The sequence below is a fragment of the Ferrimonas futtsuensis DSM 18154 genome (genome assembly GCF_000422645.1).
Lineage (GTDB): Bacteria > Pseudomonadota > Gammaproteobacteria > Enterobacterales > Shewanellaceae > Ferrimonas > Ferrimonas futtsuensis.
Genome location: NZ_AUGL01000010.1, coordinates 111,933 through 129,375 on the forward strand (window position 1 = coordinate 111,933; position 17,443 = coordinate 129,375).

General features: G+C 60.3%; 12 protein-coding genes. 5 read left to right on the plus strand and 7 right to left on the minus strand.

Features of this window, described 5'->3' with window-relative positions; translation table 11 throughout:
- Positions 1-40: 40 nt before the first annotated feature.
- Positions 41-1,345 carry a branched-chain amino acid transport system II carrier protein gene (brnQ, locus tag G505_RS0108780; RefSeq protein ID WP_028109220.1) on the minus strand — a complete coding sequence of 435 codons (1,305 nt, stop codon included), beginning with the start codon at positions 1,343-1,345 and terminating at the stop codon, positions 41-43.
- Between the two features lie 345 nt (positions 1,346-1,690).
- On the opposite strand from brnQ, the gene G505_RS0108785 reads away from it, so the two are divergent.
- The 4 genes from G505_RS0108785 (at position 1,691) to G505_RS0108800 (ending at position 6,494) form a co-directional block, all read left to right on the plus strand.
- Complete coding sequence (locus tag G505_RS0108785; protein WP_028109221.1) at positions 1,691-2,386, plus strand: tRNA1(Val) (adenine(37)-N6)-methyltransferase; 696 nt, start codon at positions 1,691-1,693, stop codon at positions 2,384-2,386.
- A gap of 7 nt (positions 2,387-2,393) precedes the next feature.
- A complete protein-coding gene (gene srmB / locus G505_RS0108790) occupies positions 2,394-3,611 on the plus strand; it encodes an ATP-dependent RNA helicase SrmB (RefSeq protein WP_028109222.1) in 1,218 nt (405 codons plus the stop codon).
- 8 nt (positions 3,612-3,619) lie between these two features.
- Positions 3,620-4,216, plus strand: coding sequence for a TatD family nuclease-associated radical SAM protein (locus G505_RS0108795; protein WP_028109223.1), 597 nt, complete (start codon positions 3,620-3,622; stop codon positions 4,214-4,216).
- 244 nt (positions 4,217-4,460) lie between these two features.
- Positions 4,461-6,494 carry a nitrogen regulation protein NR(II) gene (locus G505_RS0108800; RefSeq protein WP_157509140.1) on the plus strand — a complete coding sequence of 678 codons (2,034 nt, stop codon included), beginning with the start codon at positions 4,461-4,463 and terminating at the stop codon, positions 6,492-6,494.
- Here the strand turns inward: G505_RS0108800 and G505_RS0108805 are convergent.
- The 5 genes from G505_RS0108805 to G505_RS0108825 all read right to left on the minus strand — a co-directional run bounded on the left by G505_RS0108805 (position 6,469) and on the right by G505_RS0108825 (position 13,360).
- Complete coding sequence (locus G505_RS0108805) at positions 6,469-7,194, minus strand: DUF481 domain-containing protein (protein WP_028109225.1); 726 nt, start codon at positions 7,192-7,194, stop codon at positions 6,469-6,471. The genes G505_RS0108800 and G505_RS0108805 overlap by 26 nt on opposite strands.
- Before the next feature lie 135 nt (positions 7,195-7,329).
- Complete coding sequence (gene fba / locus G505_RS0108810; protein WP_028109226.1) at positions 7,330-8,397, minus strand: class II fructose-bisphosphate aldolase; 1,068 nt, start codon at positions 8,395-8,397, stop codon at positions 7,330-7,332.
- Positions 8,398-8,482: 85 nt separating this feature from the next.
- Positions 8,483-9,661: a phosphoglycerate kinase gene (locus G505_RS0108815; protein WP_028109227.1), complete on the minus strand. Its 1,179-nt coding sequence runs from the start codon at positions 9,659-9,661 to the stop codon at positions 8,483-8,485.
- A gap of 25 nt (positions 9,662-9,686) precedes the next feature.
- Positions 9,687-10,706, minus strand: a complete 1,020-nt coding sequence (gene epd, locus G505_RS0108820) for an erythrose-4-phosphate dehydrogenase (RefSeq protein WP_028109228.1) — start codon at positions 10,704-10,706, stop codon at positions 9,687-9,689.
- Between the two features lie 287 nt (positions 10,707-10,993).
- Positions 10,994-13,360 carry a phosphoketolase family protein gene (locus tag G505_RS0108825; protein WP_028109229.1) on the minus strand — a complete coding sequence of 789 codons (2,367 nt, stop codon included), beginning with the start codon at positions 13,358-13,360 and terminating at the stop codon, positions 10,994-10,996.
- 193 nt (positions 13,361-13,553) lie between these two features.
- Here G505_RS0108825 and G505_RS0108830 point away from each other — a divergent pair, with 193 nt between their 5' ends.
- Complete coding sequence (locus G505_RS0108830; RefSeq protein WP_028109230.1) at positions 13,554-14,030, plus strand: DUF2947 family protein; 477 nt, start codon at positions 13,554-13,556, stop codon at positions 14,028-14,030.
- A gap of 75 nt (positions 14,031-14,105) precedes the next feature.
- On the opposite strand, the gene G505_RS23250 is transcribed toward G505_RS0108830, so the two are convergent.
- Positions 14,106-17,246 carry a hypothetical protein gene (locus G505_RS23250; protein WP_211219957.1) on the minus strand — a complete coding sequence of 1,047 codons (3,141 nt, stop codon included), beginning with the start codon at positions 17,244-17,246 and terminating at the stop codon, positions 14,106-14,108.
- Positions 17,247-17,443: the final 197 nt, after the last annotated feature.

Here is a 17,443-nt window from a genome sequence, read left to right on the forward strand (position 1 = left end):
AAAAGGGCGCCGGATGGGCGCCCTGATTGGGTTGTTGCGATCAGTGTGCCAACTGCGGCTGCGGACGGCGCAGCAAGCAACCAATGACGGTCGCCAGCACAGTGGGCAGCAGCCAGGCCATACCCTGATCATACAGGGGCAAGGCGGAGATAAAATCGGTACTGATACCAGCAGCCTTCATGCCGTCAAACAGACCAAACAGACCGGATACGGACACCATCAACAGCAGGCCAGCCCGATCGTTCTGCATCAGCCCACGAACGAAACAGAAGGCGATCAGCGCCATGGCCACGGGGTATACCGCCATCAGCACTGGAATGCTGACCTGGATCAGCTGACTCAGGCCCACGTTGGCCACCACGGCGCAAAACACGGCGTTGGCCACCACGAAACCACGGTAACCCACCTTGGGCATCAGCTCGGCAAAGTAGTCGGAGCAAGCGGAGATCAGGCCAATCACTGTAGTCAGGCAGGCCAGGGTCACCACGGCGCCCAGCATCACCACTCCGGCATTACCAAACACCTGGTACACGAAGGTGGTCAGGATGGCACCGCCGGTGTCGGCGCCGGCACCCAGCACAGAGCTGGTGGCACCCAGGTAGAACAGGGGCACATAGACAAAAGCCAGGCCGGCAGCGGCAATCATGGCGGCGATACCCAGATAGCGGGCCTGACGACCACTGTCGGTGATCCCCTTCTTACGCAGCAGGTCCACAATCAACATGCCAAACACCAGAGAGGCCAGAGCGTCCATGGTGCCGTACCCCTCGAGGAAACCCTTGGTGAAGGCACCGCTGGTGTAAGCCCCCTGGGCCTGACCGATGGGATCCTGGGGGAAGGCGAAGGCGGCAACCGCCAGCACGGCAAACAGCAGAATCAGGGCTGGGGTCAGCACCTTACCCACGCTGTCCACCAGGTTACCGGGAAACAGCGCCAGCAGCATGGCGATGCCGAAGAAGATCACCGAGTACAGGGCCTGGGTGGTGGCACCGGGTTCGGTGAGGAAAGGCACCGCCCCCATCTCGTAGGCCACCAGGCCGGCTCGGGGCGCCGCGAAGGCGGGTCCGATGATGATGAAGATGGCGGACGCGATCACCACACCCACCCAGGCGGGCAGTTTCTTGGTGATCACCGGAATGCTGCCACCGGCCTTGGCCACGGCCACCAGGCCCAGCAGCGGCAGTCCCACGGCGGTGCACAGGAAGCCAATCATGGCCGGGAAGTAGTTATCTCCGGCCAGAAAGCCCGCCATGGGGGGAAAGATCATGTTACCCGCGCCCAAAAAGAACGCGAAGGTCATAAAGCCGACACTCAAGGTGTCCATCAGGGTTAAACGCTTTTCCAAACTTGCCTCTTCTTCATCTAAAACCCCGTTGCCAGGGCCACCCATGTAAACTTTGGGTTACACTCAATTTGCTGTTTTTCCCTCTTATTCTGAGGGTTTTCTAACCAATCGTTTGGTAAAAGCGAATGTCCGTGGTTAGTTTCTCGTCCTTTTTCGTTAAGGGCGATCCAATGGACCATCAAATCGCAGCGACAGTTAATACCGCAATCGCGTACAATACACAATCCCCTTACCACAAAATGAAACCAAGTCAGACCATTTCATTAACATCTCGGTTTTATTAGAGACACAGGCTTTTGATATCGAATCTGGTAAAATCTCCGGCTCGGCAAATAGGGTGCTCCGATGGGTTTTACCTTTAAACAGTTTCATATCGACGACGACCGCTGCGGCATGAAGGTCAGCACCGATTCGGTGCTGCTGGGCAGCTGGGCGCGGGTTGTGACAGAGGGACGCACCCTGGACCTGGGTTGCGGCTCCGGGCTGCTGGCACTGTGCTGCGCTCAGCGGGGCTCTACCCAGATAGACGCCCTGGAGCTGGACCCGGATGCGGCCACACAGGCGCGGGAGAATGTGGCCGCCAGCCCATGGCATCATCGGGTCCAGGTATTCCGGGGCGATTTGCGGCAGTGGGCCCAGGCTCATTCGGGCAGCTATCAACACCTGATCAGCAACCCACCCTATTTCGAAGACAGCCTGGCGGCCCCCTGCCCCAAGCGAGCCCGGGCCCGCAGTGGCCTCAGCCTGAGCAGGCTGCTGGAGGCGATGGCTTTGCTGCTGGCCTCGAAAGGGCATATCAGCCTGGTGCTGCCCGCCGCCAGTCTGCAGAGACTTAACCAGGCCGCCACGGAGAGCGGCCTGACCCTGACCCGGTTAACCCGGGTCAGACCCACCCCGGTCAAGGGGGACAAACTGATTCTGGCAGAGCTGGCCCGGGACACGGCCGACTGCCAACTACAACAACTGGTGATTCACGGCCCTGACGGCGGCTACTCCAAAGAGTTCCGCACCCTGACCGCCGACTTTTATCTGAAGGGATAGACCCCACATGAGTTTTGACAAACTGGAGCTGGATTCCCGGCTGATGCGCGCCGTCACCAAGGCGGGCTACACCACCCCTACCTCAGTGCAGGAAGAGGTGATCCCCCTGGCCATGGAGCAGAAAGATATCCTGGCCAATGCCCCTACCGGCACCGGCAAAACCGCCGCCTACCTGTTGCCCGCCCTGCAGCATCTGCTGGACTTTCCCCGCAAAGATCCCGGTCACGCCCGGGTACTGGTGCTGACCCCAACCCGGGAGCTGGCCACCCAGGTACGTGAATACGCGGACAAACTGCTGGCCGGCCTGGGACTGATCACAGGCACGCTGACCGGCGGCGTGGACTACAACCAGGATAACGAGATGCTGGGTAAAAACCTGGATCTGCTGGTGGCGACCCCCGGACGTCTGATGGATTACATCGAGAAGGAGAAGGTGGCCTGCCGCGACGTGGAGATCCTGGTGATCGATGAAGCGGACCGGATGCTGGATATGGGCTTTGGCCCCACGGTAGATCGCATCGCCGCCGAAGCACGCTGGCGAAAGCAAACCCTGCTGTTCTCTGCCACTCTGGAAGGCAATGCCGTCGAGGGGTTTGCCCGGGAGCTGCTGGATGAACCGGCCCGAATCAGCACCTCCCCCTCCCGCAGAGAGCGCAAGAAGATCGCCCAGTACTACTATCGTGCCGACGATGCCAATCACAAGCTGGCCCTGCTCAAGCGCCTGCTGGCCGATGAGGAGTGTACCAAGGCGGTGGTCTTCGTCCGCACCCGCGAACGGGTGGAGAAGCTGATCGCCCAGATGGACCGGGCCGGCATCCGCACCAACTGCCTCAAGGGTGAGATGCCCCAGGCCAAGCGCGACGCAGCCATCGCCCGCTTCCGCGATGGCGAGATCAAGGTGCTGATCGCCACCGACGTTGCCGCCCGAGGCCTGGATATCCAGGGGATCACCCATGTGATCAACTACGACCTGCCCCGCCATGCAGACACCTATGTTCACCGCATTGGCCGCACCGCCCGTGCCGGGGCCAAAGGCTGCGCCATCTCCATCGTCGAAGCCCATGATCATCCCTACCTGGGTAAGATTGAACGCTACGTGGGCGAGCCCATTCGTCGCCGGGTATTCCAGGACATGAAGCCTCAGACCAAAGAGCCCAGCACACCGAAAAAGGCGAAAAAGCCCGCCTCCAAGGTGAAAAAGCCAAAGAAGCCTAAGAAGAAGTAGGATCCAAGATGAGCCAGCTGGTCTACGACATCCGCAACAGCCGCTACATCAACCTGACCGGTCGGTGTACTCTCCAGTGTGCCTTCTGTCCCAAGCACAATGGCAGCACAGAGGTGCACCAGTATCAGCTGAAACTGGATAAGCAGCCCAGGGCGGAGGAGATCATCCCCCTGCTCGGGGAGGTCACCGACTTCGATGAGATCGTCTTCTGCGGTTATGGCGAGCCCACCCTGAATCTGGACGCCCTGCTGGCCATTGCCCGCCATGTGAAAGCTCATGGCGGTAAGACCCGCATCAATACCGACGGTCTGGGCAACCTGTTCCACCGCCGGAACATCCTGCCGGAGCTGGGAGAGTGCATCGACGCCCTCTCCATCTCCCTCAATGCCCAGGATGAGGTCACCTATCAGATGCACTGCCGCCCAAGGCTCAAGGGCAGTTACGACGCCATGCGGGCCTTCCTGAAAGAAGCCCCACAACATATTGCCCGGGTCAGTGCCTCCGCCATCGACGGCCTGGAGGGGGTGGATATCCCCGCATGCCAGGTCATCTGTGACGAGGCGGGTGTCCACTTCCGACACCGGGCCCTGGATGTGGTGGGCTAGCTGCTCTTCAACATCGAATTGACGGCCACTGGCCGTCATTCTATTTCAACGCAGCATTCCGCCATTTCTAATCGGATTTCCTGGTCATCTGTTGCCATTGCCGAGCGGAATCTCACCATCAACGGCCGGGGTCGTGGCTCACCGATTACATGAATGATACAGTGAGGCAAATTCGACCCAACCCTTATTTGACATGACACCGAAACTCTCCTCTTTACTGGATTCCCTGCCGGAACTGAGCAGCATGGGACGACGAGTGGATACCCTCTGGGGCCAGATCGCCGTCATCGTCTGCCTGACCGCAGTGATCCTGGGGTGGGCCTTCGGCGTCAACCTGGAGTCCCAACGCGAACAGCTGGGAAATCACAGGTTCTCCGAGGTGCAACTGTTCAGCGACCGGGTCTCAGACCGACTGCTCTCTCTCCAGGCCCGTGGCCAGGCCATCGCCCAGCTGGGGGTGCTGCGCTTCCTGCTGGACGATCCCCAGCTGGACAAGCCCCTGCTGGAAAACTACCTGCAGGGGCTCTCCAACAAGTTTGAGGCCATCGAAGCCATCGAGCTCTACGATGAACAGAATCGCCTTGTTGTGGGCACGGATCTCAAAGGGCTCAACAGCTATGGCGGCCAAGCAGACAACCAGCCTGCCATGGGTGAGGAGCTGGGGCGTTACTCCCCGCTGATGGTGGATCCCAAGCTTCACCGCATTGAACACTGGCAGCGGATCCCCATCCCCCGTAACCCTCATGGGGTGGAGTACGCCGCCATCTATTCCGATCTCACCCCGGTCCTGAGCGCCTTCTACCGCACCGACCGCATGGGCGAGATCCCCCTGGTGATGTTCGACATCCAGGGCGACCCCATCAAGGTGTCTCACACCGGCGGCAAGATCCGTCTCACCAGCGAGGAGCGGGCGAACTACAACGCCCTATGGCCTGAAATCCGTGGCCAGCAGTTCGGCCAGCTGACCCTGGATGACCGCCACTACCTCTATCTCAAGGTGAGCGCCGGCCATTTCGAGCCCTTCTACCTGGTCTCCTCCTTCGATGACCATGACCTGGAGCTGCTGGCCAGGGATCACCGCCGCCTGCTGGGCGCCACCGGCCTGGTTCTGGTGCTGTTCCTCTGCTGGCTCACCATCCAGAAGCATGGCCTGCTGCGCCAGCAAGGCCACTTTAAACTGGCCATGGACATCACCGAACAGATCTACCAGCATGCCGGCAGCACCCTGCTGTTCACCACCTCGGGCAAGCTGCTCTCCGGCAACCCCACCGCCCTCAACATGTTGGGCCTCAAGGGAGGCCGTCAGGGAGCGCTGTGGTTCTCCAAGCTGTTCGACTCCTCCCTGGCCCGTCATGGCTGGGAGATTGCCCTGGAGAAGGGACATTGGCGCGGCCAGCTGCCCGCCCGAGAGATGCAGCAGCTGCTCAGCGTAGAGCTGTGCCACACCCAGGGGGAAGGGCATTACCCTCTGGTGGTGGCCAACCTTCATGCCATCACCGATGAAGAGGAGGCCTATCGCTCCCTGTCTCGCACCCCCGTCGGCCTGGCGCTGATGGACAGCGACTACCACCTGGTGCTGAGCAATCCCTCCCTGCAGTCGATGCTGGGGCTGGATGCGGAGTCCTGCCGCAAGCTCAGTCTCACCGATTTGGTGAGCCTGCCGGAAGGGATCACCCCCAAGGGGATCACCGCCACCCTGGGGCGGGACGAAGCCTGGGAAGAGCGGGTGTGGCTGGCCACCGCCAACCAGGGTATTCTGCCGCTGCTGGCCAAGATCAATGCCAGTGACGACCGCGGTCAGCTGGTGCTGACCCTGATGAGTCCCGCCGAACCCTCTGTGGCGGTCGCCGGCATGCGCGAGTTGCAGCTGTTCTATCGCAGGGCGGTGGCTCCGGCGGCGCTGATCCGCATCGGCTTGCAGCAGGAGATCACCCCGCCCTATGAAACCCGCCTGATCAACCAGGATCTTATCCGCCAGCAACTGGCCACACTGGTGCCCCTGCACAGCTGCATTGCCCAGGTGGGGGATCACACCCTGCTGCTGGTGTCTGACAGCCGGCCACAACAGGCGGAGGCGATCGCCGCAGAGATGATGGCCCGCTTCCGGGGCACGCCCATCCACTTGCAATTCAATGCCTGCTGGCTCGATGGAGAGATGGAGCTGGGGGATGCCCTGGCGCTGATGCGCCAGGGGGAGGGAGCCGGTTCCGGCGGCCTGGAGTGGGCCGCCGAAGGGCCGGCCTATGACACCATCAGAACTTATACAGAAGGGTCATAGAGGTCTCTGTGTCCAGAGAGTCCTTGTCATCCACCGGCTTGGTGGTGTGTTTGACCGCGAAGGCAAACTTCATCGCCAGGGACCCCACCAGACTGGCGGTCACCGAGGATTCTGCCTTGGTGATGGTGGCATAGCCGGACAGGCTGATGTCGGACGCCAGCTTCTGACGAAACTCGGCGTTCTCCGAGAAAGCCCACCAGAAATCCAGGTTGGCACGGACAATAACGGAAGACTCGTTGCTGTTGTCCGGCGCCTGAGCCGGGTCGACCCGCTTGTAGCTGTAACCTGGGCCTATCTCACCGTCGAGATGGATCTTATTGCCCTGGTAGAGACGGCGACCGTAACCGGCGGCGGCGGTGGCCACGTAGCGGTAACCGGAAAACTTGTCGATGTCGTTGGAGGCAAAGCCAAACAGGTAGGAGTGTTCGCTGAAGCGGTAGTTGCTCTGAGCTTCACCGTAGTAACGCTCCTTGGACACCTGCTGATCATCTTCCACATACAGGGCTTCCAGCAGGTAACGGTTCTCGAAGTCACTCAGCCAGTGCTTGTACTCCACCTTGCCTTTCACCGTGGTCACTTCAGAGTTACCCGTGGTGTTGGAAAAGCCCAGCTCAGCGTTCCCGGCAGGGGCGGTGGCATCTTCAGCCACAGCCCAGGGAGAAGCCGCCATCAGGGCAACGGCCAATAGTGTTTTGTTCATCATCCAGTCCTTTCTACTGCATCCCTAAAACAACTCGCCCCAAAGCAGGGGGCGAAGTTGTGACAAAGTTATCACAAATGAACATAAAAAACGCCCGCAAATGCGGGCGTTTCGGCAGTTTGGAGTGAATTCGCCTTAGATGTGGACCTTGGGATCCAGCTCACCAGTCTGGTAGCGCTTATACATCGCCTGCAGAGACAGAGGCTTCATCTTGGACCCCATGCCAGCACAGCCGAAGGCTTCGTAGCGATCGGTACAGATCTGAGCCATGGCGTCCATGGAGGCTTTCAGGAACTTACGCGGGTCAAACTCGGACGGGTTCTCCGCCAGGAAGCGACGAACCGCACCGGTAGAGGCCAGACGCAGGTCGGTGTCGATGTTCACCTTGCGAACACCGTGCTTGATCCCCTCTACGATCTCCTCAACAGGCACACCATAGGTTTCAGGGATGTTGCCACCGAACTCGTTGATCACCGCCAGCCACTCCTGAGGTACGGAGGAGGAGCCGTGCATCACCAGGTGGGTATCAGGGATACGGGCGTGAATCTCCTTGATGCGGTCGATGCGCAGCACGTCACCGGTCGGCTTCTTGGAGAACTTGTAGGCACCGTGGCTGGTACCGATGGCGATGGCCAGGGCATCCACCTTGGTGGCGGCAACAAAGCGGGCCGCCTCTTCAGGGTCGGTCAGCAGTTGGTCATGGCTCAGAACGCCTTCGGCGCCCACACCATCCTCTTCACCGGCCATGCCGGTCTCCAGGCTGCCCAGGCAACCGATCTCACCCTCGACAGACACACCACAAGCGTGGGCGAAGGCAACGGTACGCTGAGTCACCTGAACGTTGTACCCGTAATCCGCAGGGGTCTTACCGTCCTCGCGCAGGGAGCCGTCCATCATCACCGAGCTGAAGCCCATCTGGATGGAACGCTGACAGACGTCGGGAGAGGTACCGTGGTCCTGGTGAATACACACAGGCACATCCGGGTACTGCTCCAGGGCGGCGTTCATCAGGTAGCGCAGGAACTGGGGACGGGCGTACTTACGGGCACCGGCGGAGGCCTGCACGATCACCGGGGAATCGGTGGCTTCGGCGGCCTGCATGATGGCACGCATCTGCTCCAGGTTGTTAACGTTGAAGGCGGGCACACCATAATTGTGCTCCGCGGCGTGGTCCAGCATTTGGCGCAAAGAGATCAGTGCCATGGGAAAAGCTCCTGTTGTAGATGTAAGGCTTATTAGGCGCGCTTTCCCGCGCGCCTGAATTCATTGTTATTGAGGTCTGGGCCTGTTAACCCTGGGCGCGCTGCTCCAGCATGGCCACCGCGGGCAGCTTCTTACCTTCCAGGAACTCCAGGAAGGCGCCGCCACCGGTGGAGATGTAGGAGACCTTATCGGCGATCTCATACTTGTCCACCGCCGCCAGGGTGTCACCGCCACCGGCGATGGAGAAGGCGTCGGACTCGGCGATGGCACGGGCAATGGTCTCGGTACCCTTGCCGAACTGGTCAAACTCAAACACGCCCACTGGGCCGTTCCAGACGATGGTGCCGGCAGACTTGAGGACCTCGGCCAGGGCCGCAGCGCTGTCGGGGCCGATGTCGAAGATCATGTCGTCGTCGGCCACCTCGGCCACAGGCTTGAGGGTGGCTTCGGCGCTCTCGGAAAACTCCTTGCCCACCACGACGTCGGTCGGCACAGGGATGTCACCACCGCGGCCCTGGGCCTGAGCGGTCAGGGTGTTGGCCTGATCGATGAGGTCGGCTTCAAACAGGGACTTGCCCACCTTGTGGCCAGCCGCCGCGATGAAGGTGTTGGCGATGCCGCCACCCACAACCAGCTGATCCACCACCTGAGACAGTGACTCCAGTACGGTCAGCTTGGTGGACACCTTGGAGCCACCGACGATGGCCACCAGAGGGCGGGCCGGGTTGTCCAGGGCCTTGCCCAGGGCGTCCAGCTCACCGGCCAGCAGAGGGCCTGCACAGGCCACAGGGGCAAACTTGGCCACACCATGGGTGGAGGCCTGGGCGCGGTGGGCGGTACCGAAGGCATCCATCACGAACACGTCGCACAGGGCGGCGTAGGCCTTGGACAGAGTCTCGTCATCCTTCTTTTCGCCCTTGTTGAAGCGAACGTTCTCCAGGATCACCAGCTCACCCTCGGCAACCTCGACACCGTCCAGGTAGTCGGTGGCCAGACGCACGGGGCACGCCAGCTCATTGGCCAGGTGGTCCACCACAGGCTGCAGAGAAAACTCGGCAGCAGGCTCACCCTCGGTGGGGCGGCCCAGGTGGGACATCACCATCACCTTGGCGCCCTGCTCCAGGGCCAGCTTGATGGTGGGAAGAGACGCGCGGATACGGGCATCGGAGGTGACCTTACCCTCTTTGACCGGCACGTTCAGGTCCTGGCGAATCAGCACTCGCTTACCGGCCAGAGCCAGATCCTTCATCTTGATAACGCTCATGGTTATTCCTCTTAAAGTGATTAAATCAAATCTGTTCTTGTGCCGACATTGCCAGGCAGGTATCCAGCATCCGGTTGGCGAAGCCCCACTCGTTATCACACCAGATCAGCAACTTCACCAGGTGGCCGTCCGCCACCCGTGTCTGGGTTCCGTCCACGATGCAGGAGTGGGGATCGTGGTTGAAATCACTGGAGACCAGTGGCGCTTCAGTATAGTCCAGGATGCCGCGCAGCCTGCCCTGAGCCGCCTTGGCCAGGGTCTGGTTTACGCTGTCAATGTCGACTCGCTGCCTCAGGGTCAGCGACAGGTCCATGGCGGTGACGTTGATGGTCGGCACCCGCACCGCAATGGCCTCAAATTTGTCTGCCAGATGGGGCAGTATTCTCTCAATTCCCCGGGCCAGTCTGGTGTCCACCGGAATGATGGACTGGCTGGCGGCCCGGGTGCGACGCAGATCGTCGTGATAGGCGTCGATCACCTGCTGGTCATGCATGGCGGAGTGGATGGTGGTCAGGGCTCCGCGCTCTATGCCAAAGGCTTCATCCAGTAGGGTAATCACCGGCACCGAACAGTTGGTGGTGCAGGAGGCGTTGGACACTATGCGGTGTTCCGGCTTCAGTTGCGCCTCATTGATACCAAACACCACGGTGGCGTCCACATCCGGGGCCGCCGGGTGGGAAAACAGCACCTTGGCCGCCCCCGCCTGCAGATGCAGGCCGGCGTCGTCGCGGCTGCTCAGCTTGCCGGTACACTCCAGCACGATGTCCACCCCCAGCCGCTTCCAGGGCAGTTGGGCCGGATCGGCGCAGTGGAGCAGTTCAATGCTGTCTGTCCCCACTTTCAATGCCCCCTGCTCCAGGCTGACGCACTGGGCAAAGCGGCCGTGGGTGGTATCGAACTGGGTCAGGTGGGCGATCGCCTCCGGTGAGGCCAGCTCATTGATGGCCACGACCTGTATCTGTTCCCGCAATCCGCTCTCATAGAGCGCTCGCAGAGTAGAACGGCCGATGCGGCCAAATCCATTGATGGCGACCCGTATTGTCATCTATTCACTTCATCGGTTTTACAGCGGCGGCCATTTTATCCCAGAACAGGCCACGTCCCAAAGGCTTATCCCCATGGTCGGCGGAGCCGGCGGGTGGCTTTGCTCCCAAATCAGTAAATAAAAGACAGCCTAAAGCCATCAAATGAAAGCCAGCTACATCAGCCCGGCGCAGATTCGGACAATTCTCAGGCGAAATCCCCACGTTCAGTAATTCGGCACCGAATTTGAGACAAAGTCACCTGAAAAAAAGAGGGCCATCAGGCCCTCTTATTGTCAGTCACTGCGTCTTAGCGAGACCAAACCCAATCGGTGATCTCCTTGGGATCCACACCGAACTCTTTGATGTAGTTCCTGTGGTCTACCAGGCGCTGCAGCATGTCGGTGGTGATCTCAACGTGCTGAGCATCGGTGATCACGCCCTGCTGGAAGGCCTTGTACGCCATGTCGATAACCAGGTGGTAACGGGAGGTACCGTTACGTACACCCATGTCGAATGGGGTAGTGGTGGAACCCTCTTCAACGTAACCCTTCACGCGGCAACGCTTGATGCCAGGATAGTTGAACAGCAGCTTGTGGATGGTGTTGGGGTAGCCGTGGTAGTTGATCACCACGCCCTTGTCCTTGGTCAGGAACTCATCCAGCAGAGTGGGGTTCTGGCCGTACTTCAGGCTGCCGATGCCGTCGGAGGTCAGCTCGGAGATGTTCACGAAGCGGATCTTCAGGGTAGGCAGCAGCTCACGGATCAGCACCAGGGCAGCCATACACTCCTGGGTCACGTAGTCACCACAGGAAGCCAGTACCACGTCTGGGTTCTCGTCGGAGGCGAAGTCCCAGGTCATGATGCCTTCAGCACACTGCTTCTTGGCCTCTTCCAGGGTCAGCCACTGAGGCAGCTCCTTCTTACCGGCCACGATGACGTTCAGCTTATCGCGGTCGTCAAACGCCTTCTCGGTGTAGCACAGGGTGCTGTTGCCGTCGGCGGGCAGGTAGGCAGAGATGATGGTGGGGTGCTTCTCCAGCATGGCGCCCAGCAGAGACGGGTTCTGGTGGGAGTAGCCGTTGTGGTCCTGGCGCTCCAGCAGGGAGGACAGCACGACGTTGCAGGAAGGCACAGGCTTACGGAAAGGCACACCCTGAGACGCGTAAACGTACTTACAGTACTGGTCGCACATGGAGGAAACCACCTGGGCGAACGCTTCGTAGGTTGGGAACATGCCGTGACGGCCGGTCACGGTGTAACCGTGCAGCATACCGAACAGCAGGTTCTCAGACAGCAGTTCCATTACGCGGCCGTCGCGGGACATGTCGTTGTCCCACTCTTTGATGGGCCACTGCCAGGCACGGCTGGTCTCTTCGAATACCGCCTGCAGCTGGTTGGAATAGGTCTCATCAGGAGAGAAGATACGCAGGTTCTTCTGCTCGGCGTTGAGGCGGAATGCGTCACGCATCCACTCACCCATCTTGTTCATGGACACGCCACGCTGACCGCGAGGGGTCTCGGAACCGTAGGACAGGCCCTTCAGGTCAGGCTTGTTCAGCGGACGAACCACCTCACCGCCGTAGGACAGGATCTGACGACCGATGCGCAGATCTTCACGGGGGATCAGCGACTCGATGTCGGCATCGAACTTGATGGAACCGTCATCTCCGATCTTGTACAGCTCATCGAAGCCGTAGCTGGCCATCCACTCGTTCAACATGCGCAGGTGCTCAGGGTCCTTGGCGCAGTTGTTGATGATAACCTGGTGGGAATCGCAGTTGCCTTCCAGCTTCTTACCATCGGCTTCTTTGGTGCCGGTCCAGCCCTTGGCGGTGCGCATGGCGATGACAGGCCACTTGGGCTTGCACACATCTTCGCCGTTGCGAGCGCGGGTCTGAATGTCGTTGATGATCTCGTAGGCGCGGTCCATGGCATCAGCCATCTGAACGTACACGTCCTCCTCTTTCTCATCGTCAACGAACAGCACTTCGTAGCCCAGACCGGTGAACTCCATGCGAATCTCTTCGTCGTCCATACGACCCAGACGGGTAGGACCGGAGATCTTGTAGCCGTTGATGTGCAGAATCGGCAGTACCGCGCCGGAGTTCTTGGGATCCAGCAGGCGGTTGGCGTACCAGGAGGCGGCCAGAGGACCGGTTTCGGACTCACCGTCACCCACCAGAACCACGTTGATCAGGTCGGGGTTATCCAGGGCAGCGCCGTAGCCTACCGCCAGAGAGTAACCCAGTTCGCCGCCTTCCAGGATCTGGCCGGGGGCTTCAGGGTTGGCGTGAGAGGGGTAACCGTAGGCTGCGGAGAACTTCTCGCAGATCTGCTTCATGCCCGCTTCTTTGTACGGGATGGTCTCAGGGTAGAAGTGAGACAGCGAACCTTCGATAAACAGGTTGGCCTGTACCGCGGGGAAGCCGTGGCCTGGACCTACCAGGTAGAGGAAGGGACGGTTGTGCTTGCAGATAAGACGGTTGATGTGGGCATAAACGAACGCGATGCCGGGGCAGGTACCCCAGTGGCCCAACAGGCGGGGCTTGATGTCATCGTGCTGCAGGTCACGCTGCAGCAGTACGTTTTGCTTGAGGTAAATTTGAGCTACAGAGAGAAAATTGCTTGCGCGAACCAGTTTTTTCAGCGCACCAATTTCTTTGCTAGTTGCCATGATTACGTTGCTCCCTTACAAGTGATGCCTAAAGTTACATCGATAACCGAACGGGTTTTGTGACACGGGCCCAACTTTTATGAAATTAAATTACAAAAAAGCAGAATTTAAAGATTCATCTACATTTCGGGGCGGCTGAATAAGGGTAGACCATCTGGTAGAGTGTGCGGACCTAAGGCACCGGACCCTTTCAATGAAGTACAGCGACTTTGAACATTACCCCTACCTCTGGGTGTTTAAACGACAGGATATGGACGTGAGCGAAAAGGACCTGTCCCATATCCGCCCCCTGACCCCCAGGGCCTCCGATGAACTGTGGCAGGCGCAAATCAGCAAGAACGCCAACCACTGCACCGACCTGAGAAAGGGGGACTGGGCCCGCAACCAGCAAACCTGGCAGGAAACTCTGGCCTGGGAAGCCGCCTTCGACAGCGACGACCCCTCTCTGCCCGACGAGGTGGAGCCCTTCCTGGCCTGGGACGACAACACCATCGTCTGGGTCTGCTACGGCAGCGACCACGTGGTCGAAACCCACTGGGCGGTGTTCCGCCGCAACTGGAAGTGCTTCATGTTTGCCGACGAAGCCGCCCTGGTGATCGGCAAACGCCGCCGCCAGGCGCTGTTTTTTGCCGACGAACACAACCTGAAGCTGGGCACCCGACCTCAGTAACCTGGGGGCTGTTGACCCTAGGCGGTCATGCTTTGGCGCAAAAACAATCGGCCAAGGTCATCCTGCCCTAGTAAGCTACTGTGCCGCCTGCTCTTTCCTGAGCACCCTGGCCCAGATGGCAAAGGCACGATGCCAGTCCGGCCTGGCGTACAGGTAGAGCTGATGAGCCAGTACACTGTTTATCCTGGGATCCCAGGGGTGCAGCTCCAGCCAGTCGTACCCCAGGGCCGCCTGCTCAAAACGATCACTGATGCCACTGCCGTCCACCCCATAGCTCATCAGCCCGGGTGGACGATAGATCACCTCAGTCAGGGTGTTGGCCAGACATTGAAATTCACTGCTGAGATCCGCCAGGCCCATCTCATGGGCCAGCAACAGGAAGCCCACATCCAGGTGGCCATGGTTCAGGTCCTCCACCACCTCCCTCACCTCCCCCTTGGGGTCGAAGGCGTAGCTCCAGCGGCAGTGACGATCTGACTCCAGCCTGAAGCTGTCCAGCAGAAACATCAACAGCTCCCCCGCCTTGATGGCCAGATCACCGGTCCCGCTGCCGTGCCTGTGAGCCAGCAACATCGCCGTGCCCATGGACAGGCTGTGGTTGTAGGGCAAGGGCTTGGTGAACAGGCCATTGTCCCCGTAGCTGTCATTCTTGTAGTTCACATAGTGGTAACTGCCGGGGATGGCGCTGTTCTTGGTGTTGCTGTAAGAGCTGTCATGGCTGCGGATGATGGTCAGGGTCCGGGCCAGGTAGCGATCCGCCGCCGCCATATAACTCTGCTTGTTGCGGGTCTTGATGTGATCCACCAGCCGCATGATGCCGCTTAGGATCATCCCATCACTGAGTACCTCGGCTCGCCAGCCTCGATACGCCCGCCGCCAGCCAGGCACAGGCTCTCCCGGTGTGTTGAGGTAATACTTGGGGGCCACTTCATAGGGCTCGGCGCCCAGGTTCACCTCGCCGCGGGCAACCCGCTGCTCATCGGTGTAGGCCAGCATGTGATCCGCCAGCTCCACCGCATACTCCAGGTAGCGGTCATCGTCGAAGGCCGCCGCCATATCCACGTAGGCACGCAACCAATAGTGTCCCTCCCAGGCCAGGCGGTTGTTGTCGTTGCCCTCGGTAACCGTCATCAGCGGGCGGGCCACTGGGTACTGGGTCTCGAACCAGCTGTCCCAGGCCACCTTGGAGCCGACGTGGGGGCTGGGCAGAGGCTGAGGAACAACCGCCTCCAGCCAACCAGACTGAGTCGGCCCCACCAGAGTCAGACTCTGAGACTGGGCACCCCGCTCCACAATCCCCAGCACCCCATCGAAGCCATAGCTGCGGGAGTTGTCCTTGTTGTGGCCGTCGAACAGCATCAGTGCCCGCAGTGCCCCGGGATAATGCCCGTCGCCCAGTTGATAGAGACGCTGCCAGTGAAGCAGTTTGGGATCCAGTGAACTCATCGCCACTTCGCGCTCCATCTGAGAGTCTGACAGCCGAATCAGCCCCTCCTGGAACTCCACCAGGAGATAGCGGTACTGATACGGAGCCAGGCCAGTCACCGAGAAGGGCTGCCCCGCCACCTGACCAAACACCCGGCCGGGACCATAGCCGATGTGATCGCCACTGTCGGCATCGCTGATCAGCACGGTATCCACCTGCCCCTCGCTGGCCACAGGCTCCAGCCAGGCCAGGATTCGGTGCCAGCCCTCGGGAGACCACTCCTGCAACAGGCCATAGTCATCGATGCCATCGAACCGCACCGCCCGGCCATTGGCGCCGGTCAGCAGATCCGTATCCGGCACCACCACTATGGGGGGCTCGGGCTCTGGCTCAGGCTCCGGATCGGGTTCAGGCGCTGGGGTTGTGCTGCCCTCGCCAAAATCAGCCACCCATAAACTGTCATCAAACTGCCCAGGATCCGGGTTGGTGGGCACCCGGGTGGACGCCAGCCAATCATCCTGCCCCACGCCGAACAGCTGTCCCTGGACACCGGACTGCCACAGCCAGATACCACTCTCGGGCTCGAAGCTGTACACCCTGGAGTTGGCCGGCGTCTGCTCATCCATCAGCACCAGCATCTGCAGGGTACCCTGGGAGTAGTCGCTGTAGCCGCGGCGAAACAGTCGGTCATAGGAGACTGAGGTCGGGTCTATGGTGCTGCCACTCACCTCAAAGGTGCGCTCGCCATCGGAGGCGCTGAAGGTGCCGGGCGCCACCCTCATCCACAGGTAGCCTGAATCCTGGAAGCGGAACTTACCGTAGATCCCCGGATACTTGCTGCCCCAGCGCCCCTGGACGGTATCGTGGTTAAAGGCAAGAAACTCACTGCTCCCGGAATCACTGAGCAGTATGGTGCGCTCACCAGGGTCATCGGCCAGGGATTCCAGCCAGGCAAACACCTGGAAGGGGCCGGTGGCCTGCCACGGGGTCAGGGTGCCGTAGGCGGAGACGCCATCGAAGTACACCGCCTGGGTCGCCAGGGTCATGGGGGAGGGTTCTGGCTCTGGCTCTGGCTCTGGCTCTGGCTCTGGCTCTGGCTCTGGCTCTGGCTCTGGCGGGGGCACAGTGCCATCACCGAACAGGGCCTGCCAGGCTTGTGGATCGAACAGGTTGGGATCCGGGTTCTGGGGGGTGACTGAGGCGGTAATCCAGTCTCCCTCGCCGACGCCAAAGAGAGTGATCGCCTGCCCCTGCAGGCTGACCATCCCCTCACCGAACAGCACCCCATAGGCCCTGGAGTTGCTCGGCGTCTGCAGATCCATCAGCGCCAGCCCCTGCAGGGCGCCGGTGGAGTAATCCTTGTAGCCGCGACGATAGATCCAGCCATAGCCCACGGCGACAGGATCGATGGCACCATCGGACACGCTGTGGGTCACCACACCGTCCGATGCGGTGAGCACCCCAGGCTCCACCACGAACTCCGCATAGCCGGTATCGTTGAAGGCAAACTTGCCGTAGATCCCCGGGTATCGCCCCCCCCAGCGCCCCTGAACACCGGTGTGGGTAAAGGAGAGAAATTCGCTGGAATCTTCAGAGGTGAGCACCATGGTGCGGGCGTTGGGATCTGGGTTGATGCTGGCAAACCACACCACCACCTTAAAACTGCCGTCAGGCTGCCACTGGGTCATCTCCCCATAGCTGCTGTCACCGGAGAACACCACCGCCGGGGAGGCCACGACACCGACACTCAGGCAGCAGCCCAACAACCAACCCAATCCTCTCCAGCACATGGAACTCACCTGGCAGGCAGTCAATCCGACTGACAAGTGTAGACAAATTGGTGCAATTTCAGAGAATTCTGCCGGGCTTTTATTGAGGCCCTTGGGCAACCCACTGGCAAACGGGCAAAAAAATCCCCCGACGAGGCGGGGGATTATTTAGGTACTGTTGACCTTTAGTGAATATTTTTGCGCCAACCCTAGATTGA

Coding starts and splice junctions, on each gene's coding strand:
- G505_RS0108785 (WP_028109221.1), top strand. CDS start 1,691: ATGGGTTTTACCTTTAAACAGTTTCATATCGACGACGACCGCTGCGGC.
- srmB (WP_028109222.1), top strand. CDS start 2,394: ATGAGTTTTGACAAACTGGAGCTGGATTCCCGGCTGATGCGCGCCGTC.
- G505_RS0108795 (WP_028109223.1), top strand. CDS start 3,620: ATGAGCCAGCTGGTCTACGACATCCGCAACAGCCGCTACATCAACCTG.
- G505_RS0108800 (WP_157509140.1), top strand. CDS start 4,461: ATGGGACGACGAGTGGATACCCTCTGGGGCCAGATCGCCGTCATCGTC.
- G505_RS0108805 (WP_028109225.1), bottom strand. CDS start 7,194: ATGAACAAAACACTATTGGCCGTTGCCCTGATGGCGGCTTCTCCCTGG.
- fba (WP_028109226.1), bottom strand. CDS start 8,397: ATGGCACTGATCTCTTTGCGCCAAATGCTGGACCACGCCGCGGAGCAC.
- G505_RS0108815 (WP_028109227.1), bottom strand. CDS start 9,661: ATGAGCGTTATCAAGATGAAGGATCTGGCTCTGGCCGGTAAGCGAGTG.
- epd (WP_028109228.1), bottom strand. CDS start 10,706: ATGACAATACGGGTCGCCATCAATGGATTTGGCCGCATCGGCCGTTCT.
- G505_RS0108825 (WP_028109229.1), bottom strand. CDS start 13,360: ATGGCAACTAGCAAAGAAATTGGTGCGCTGAAAAAACTGGTTCGCGCA.
- G505_RS0108830 (WP_028109230.1), top strand. CDS start 13,554: ATGAAGTACAGCGACTTTGAACATTACCCCTACCTCTGGGTGTTTAAA.
- G505_RS23250 (WP_211219957.1), bottom strand. CDS start 17,246: ATGTGCTGGAGAGGATTGGGTTGGTTGTTGGGCTGCTGCCTGAGTGTC.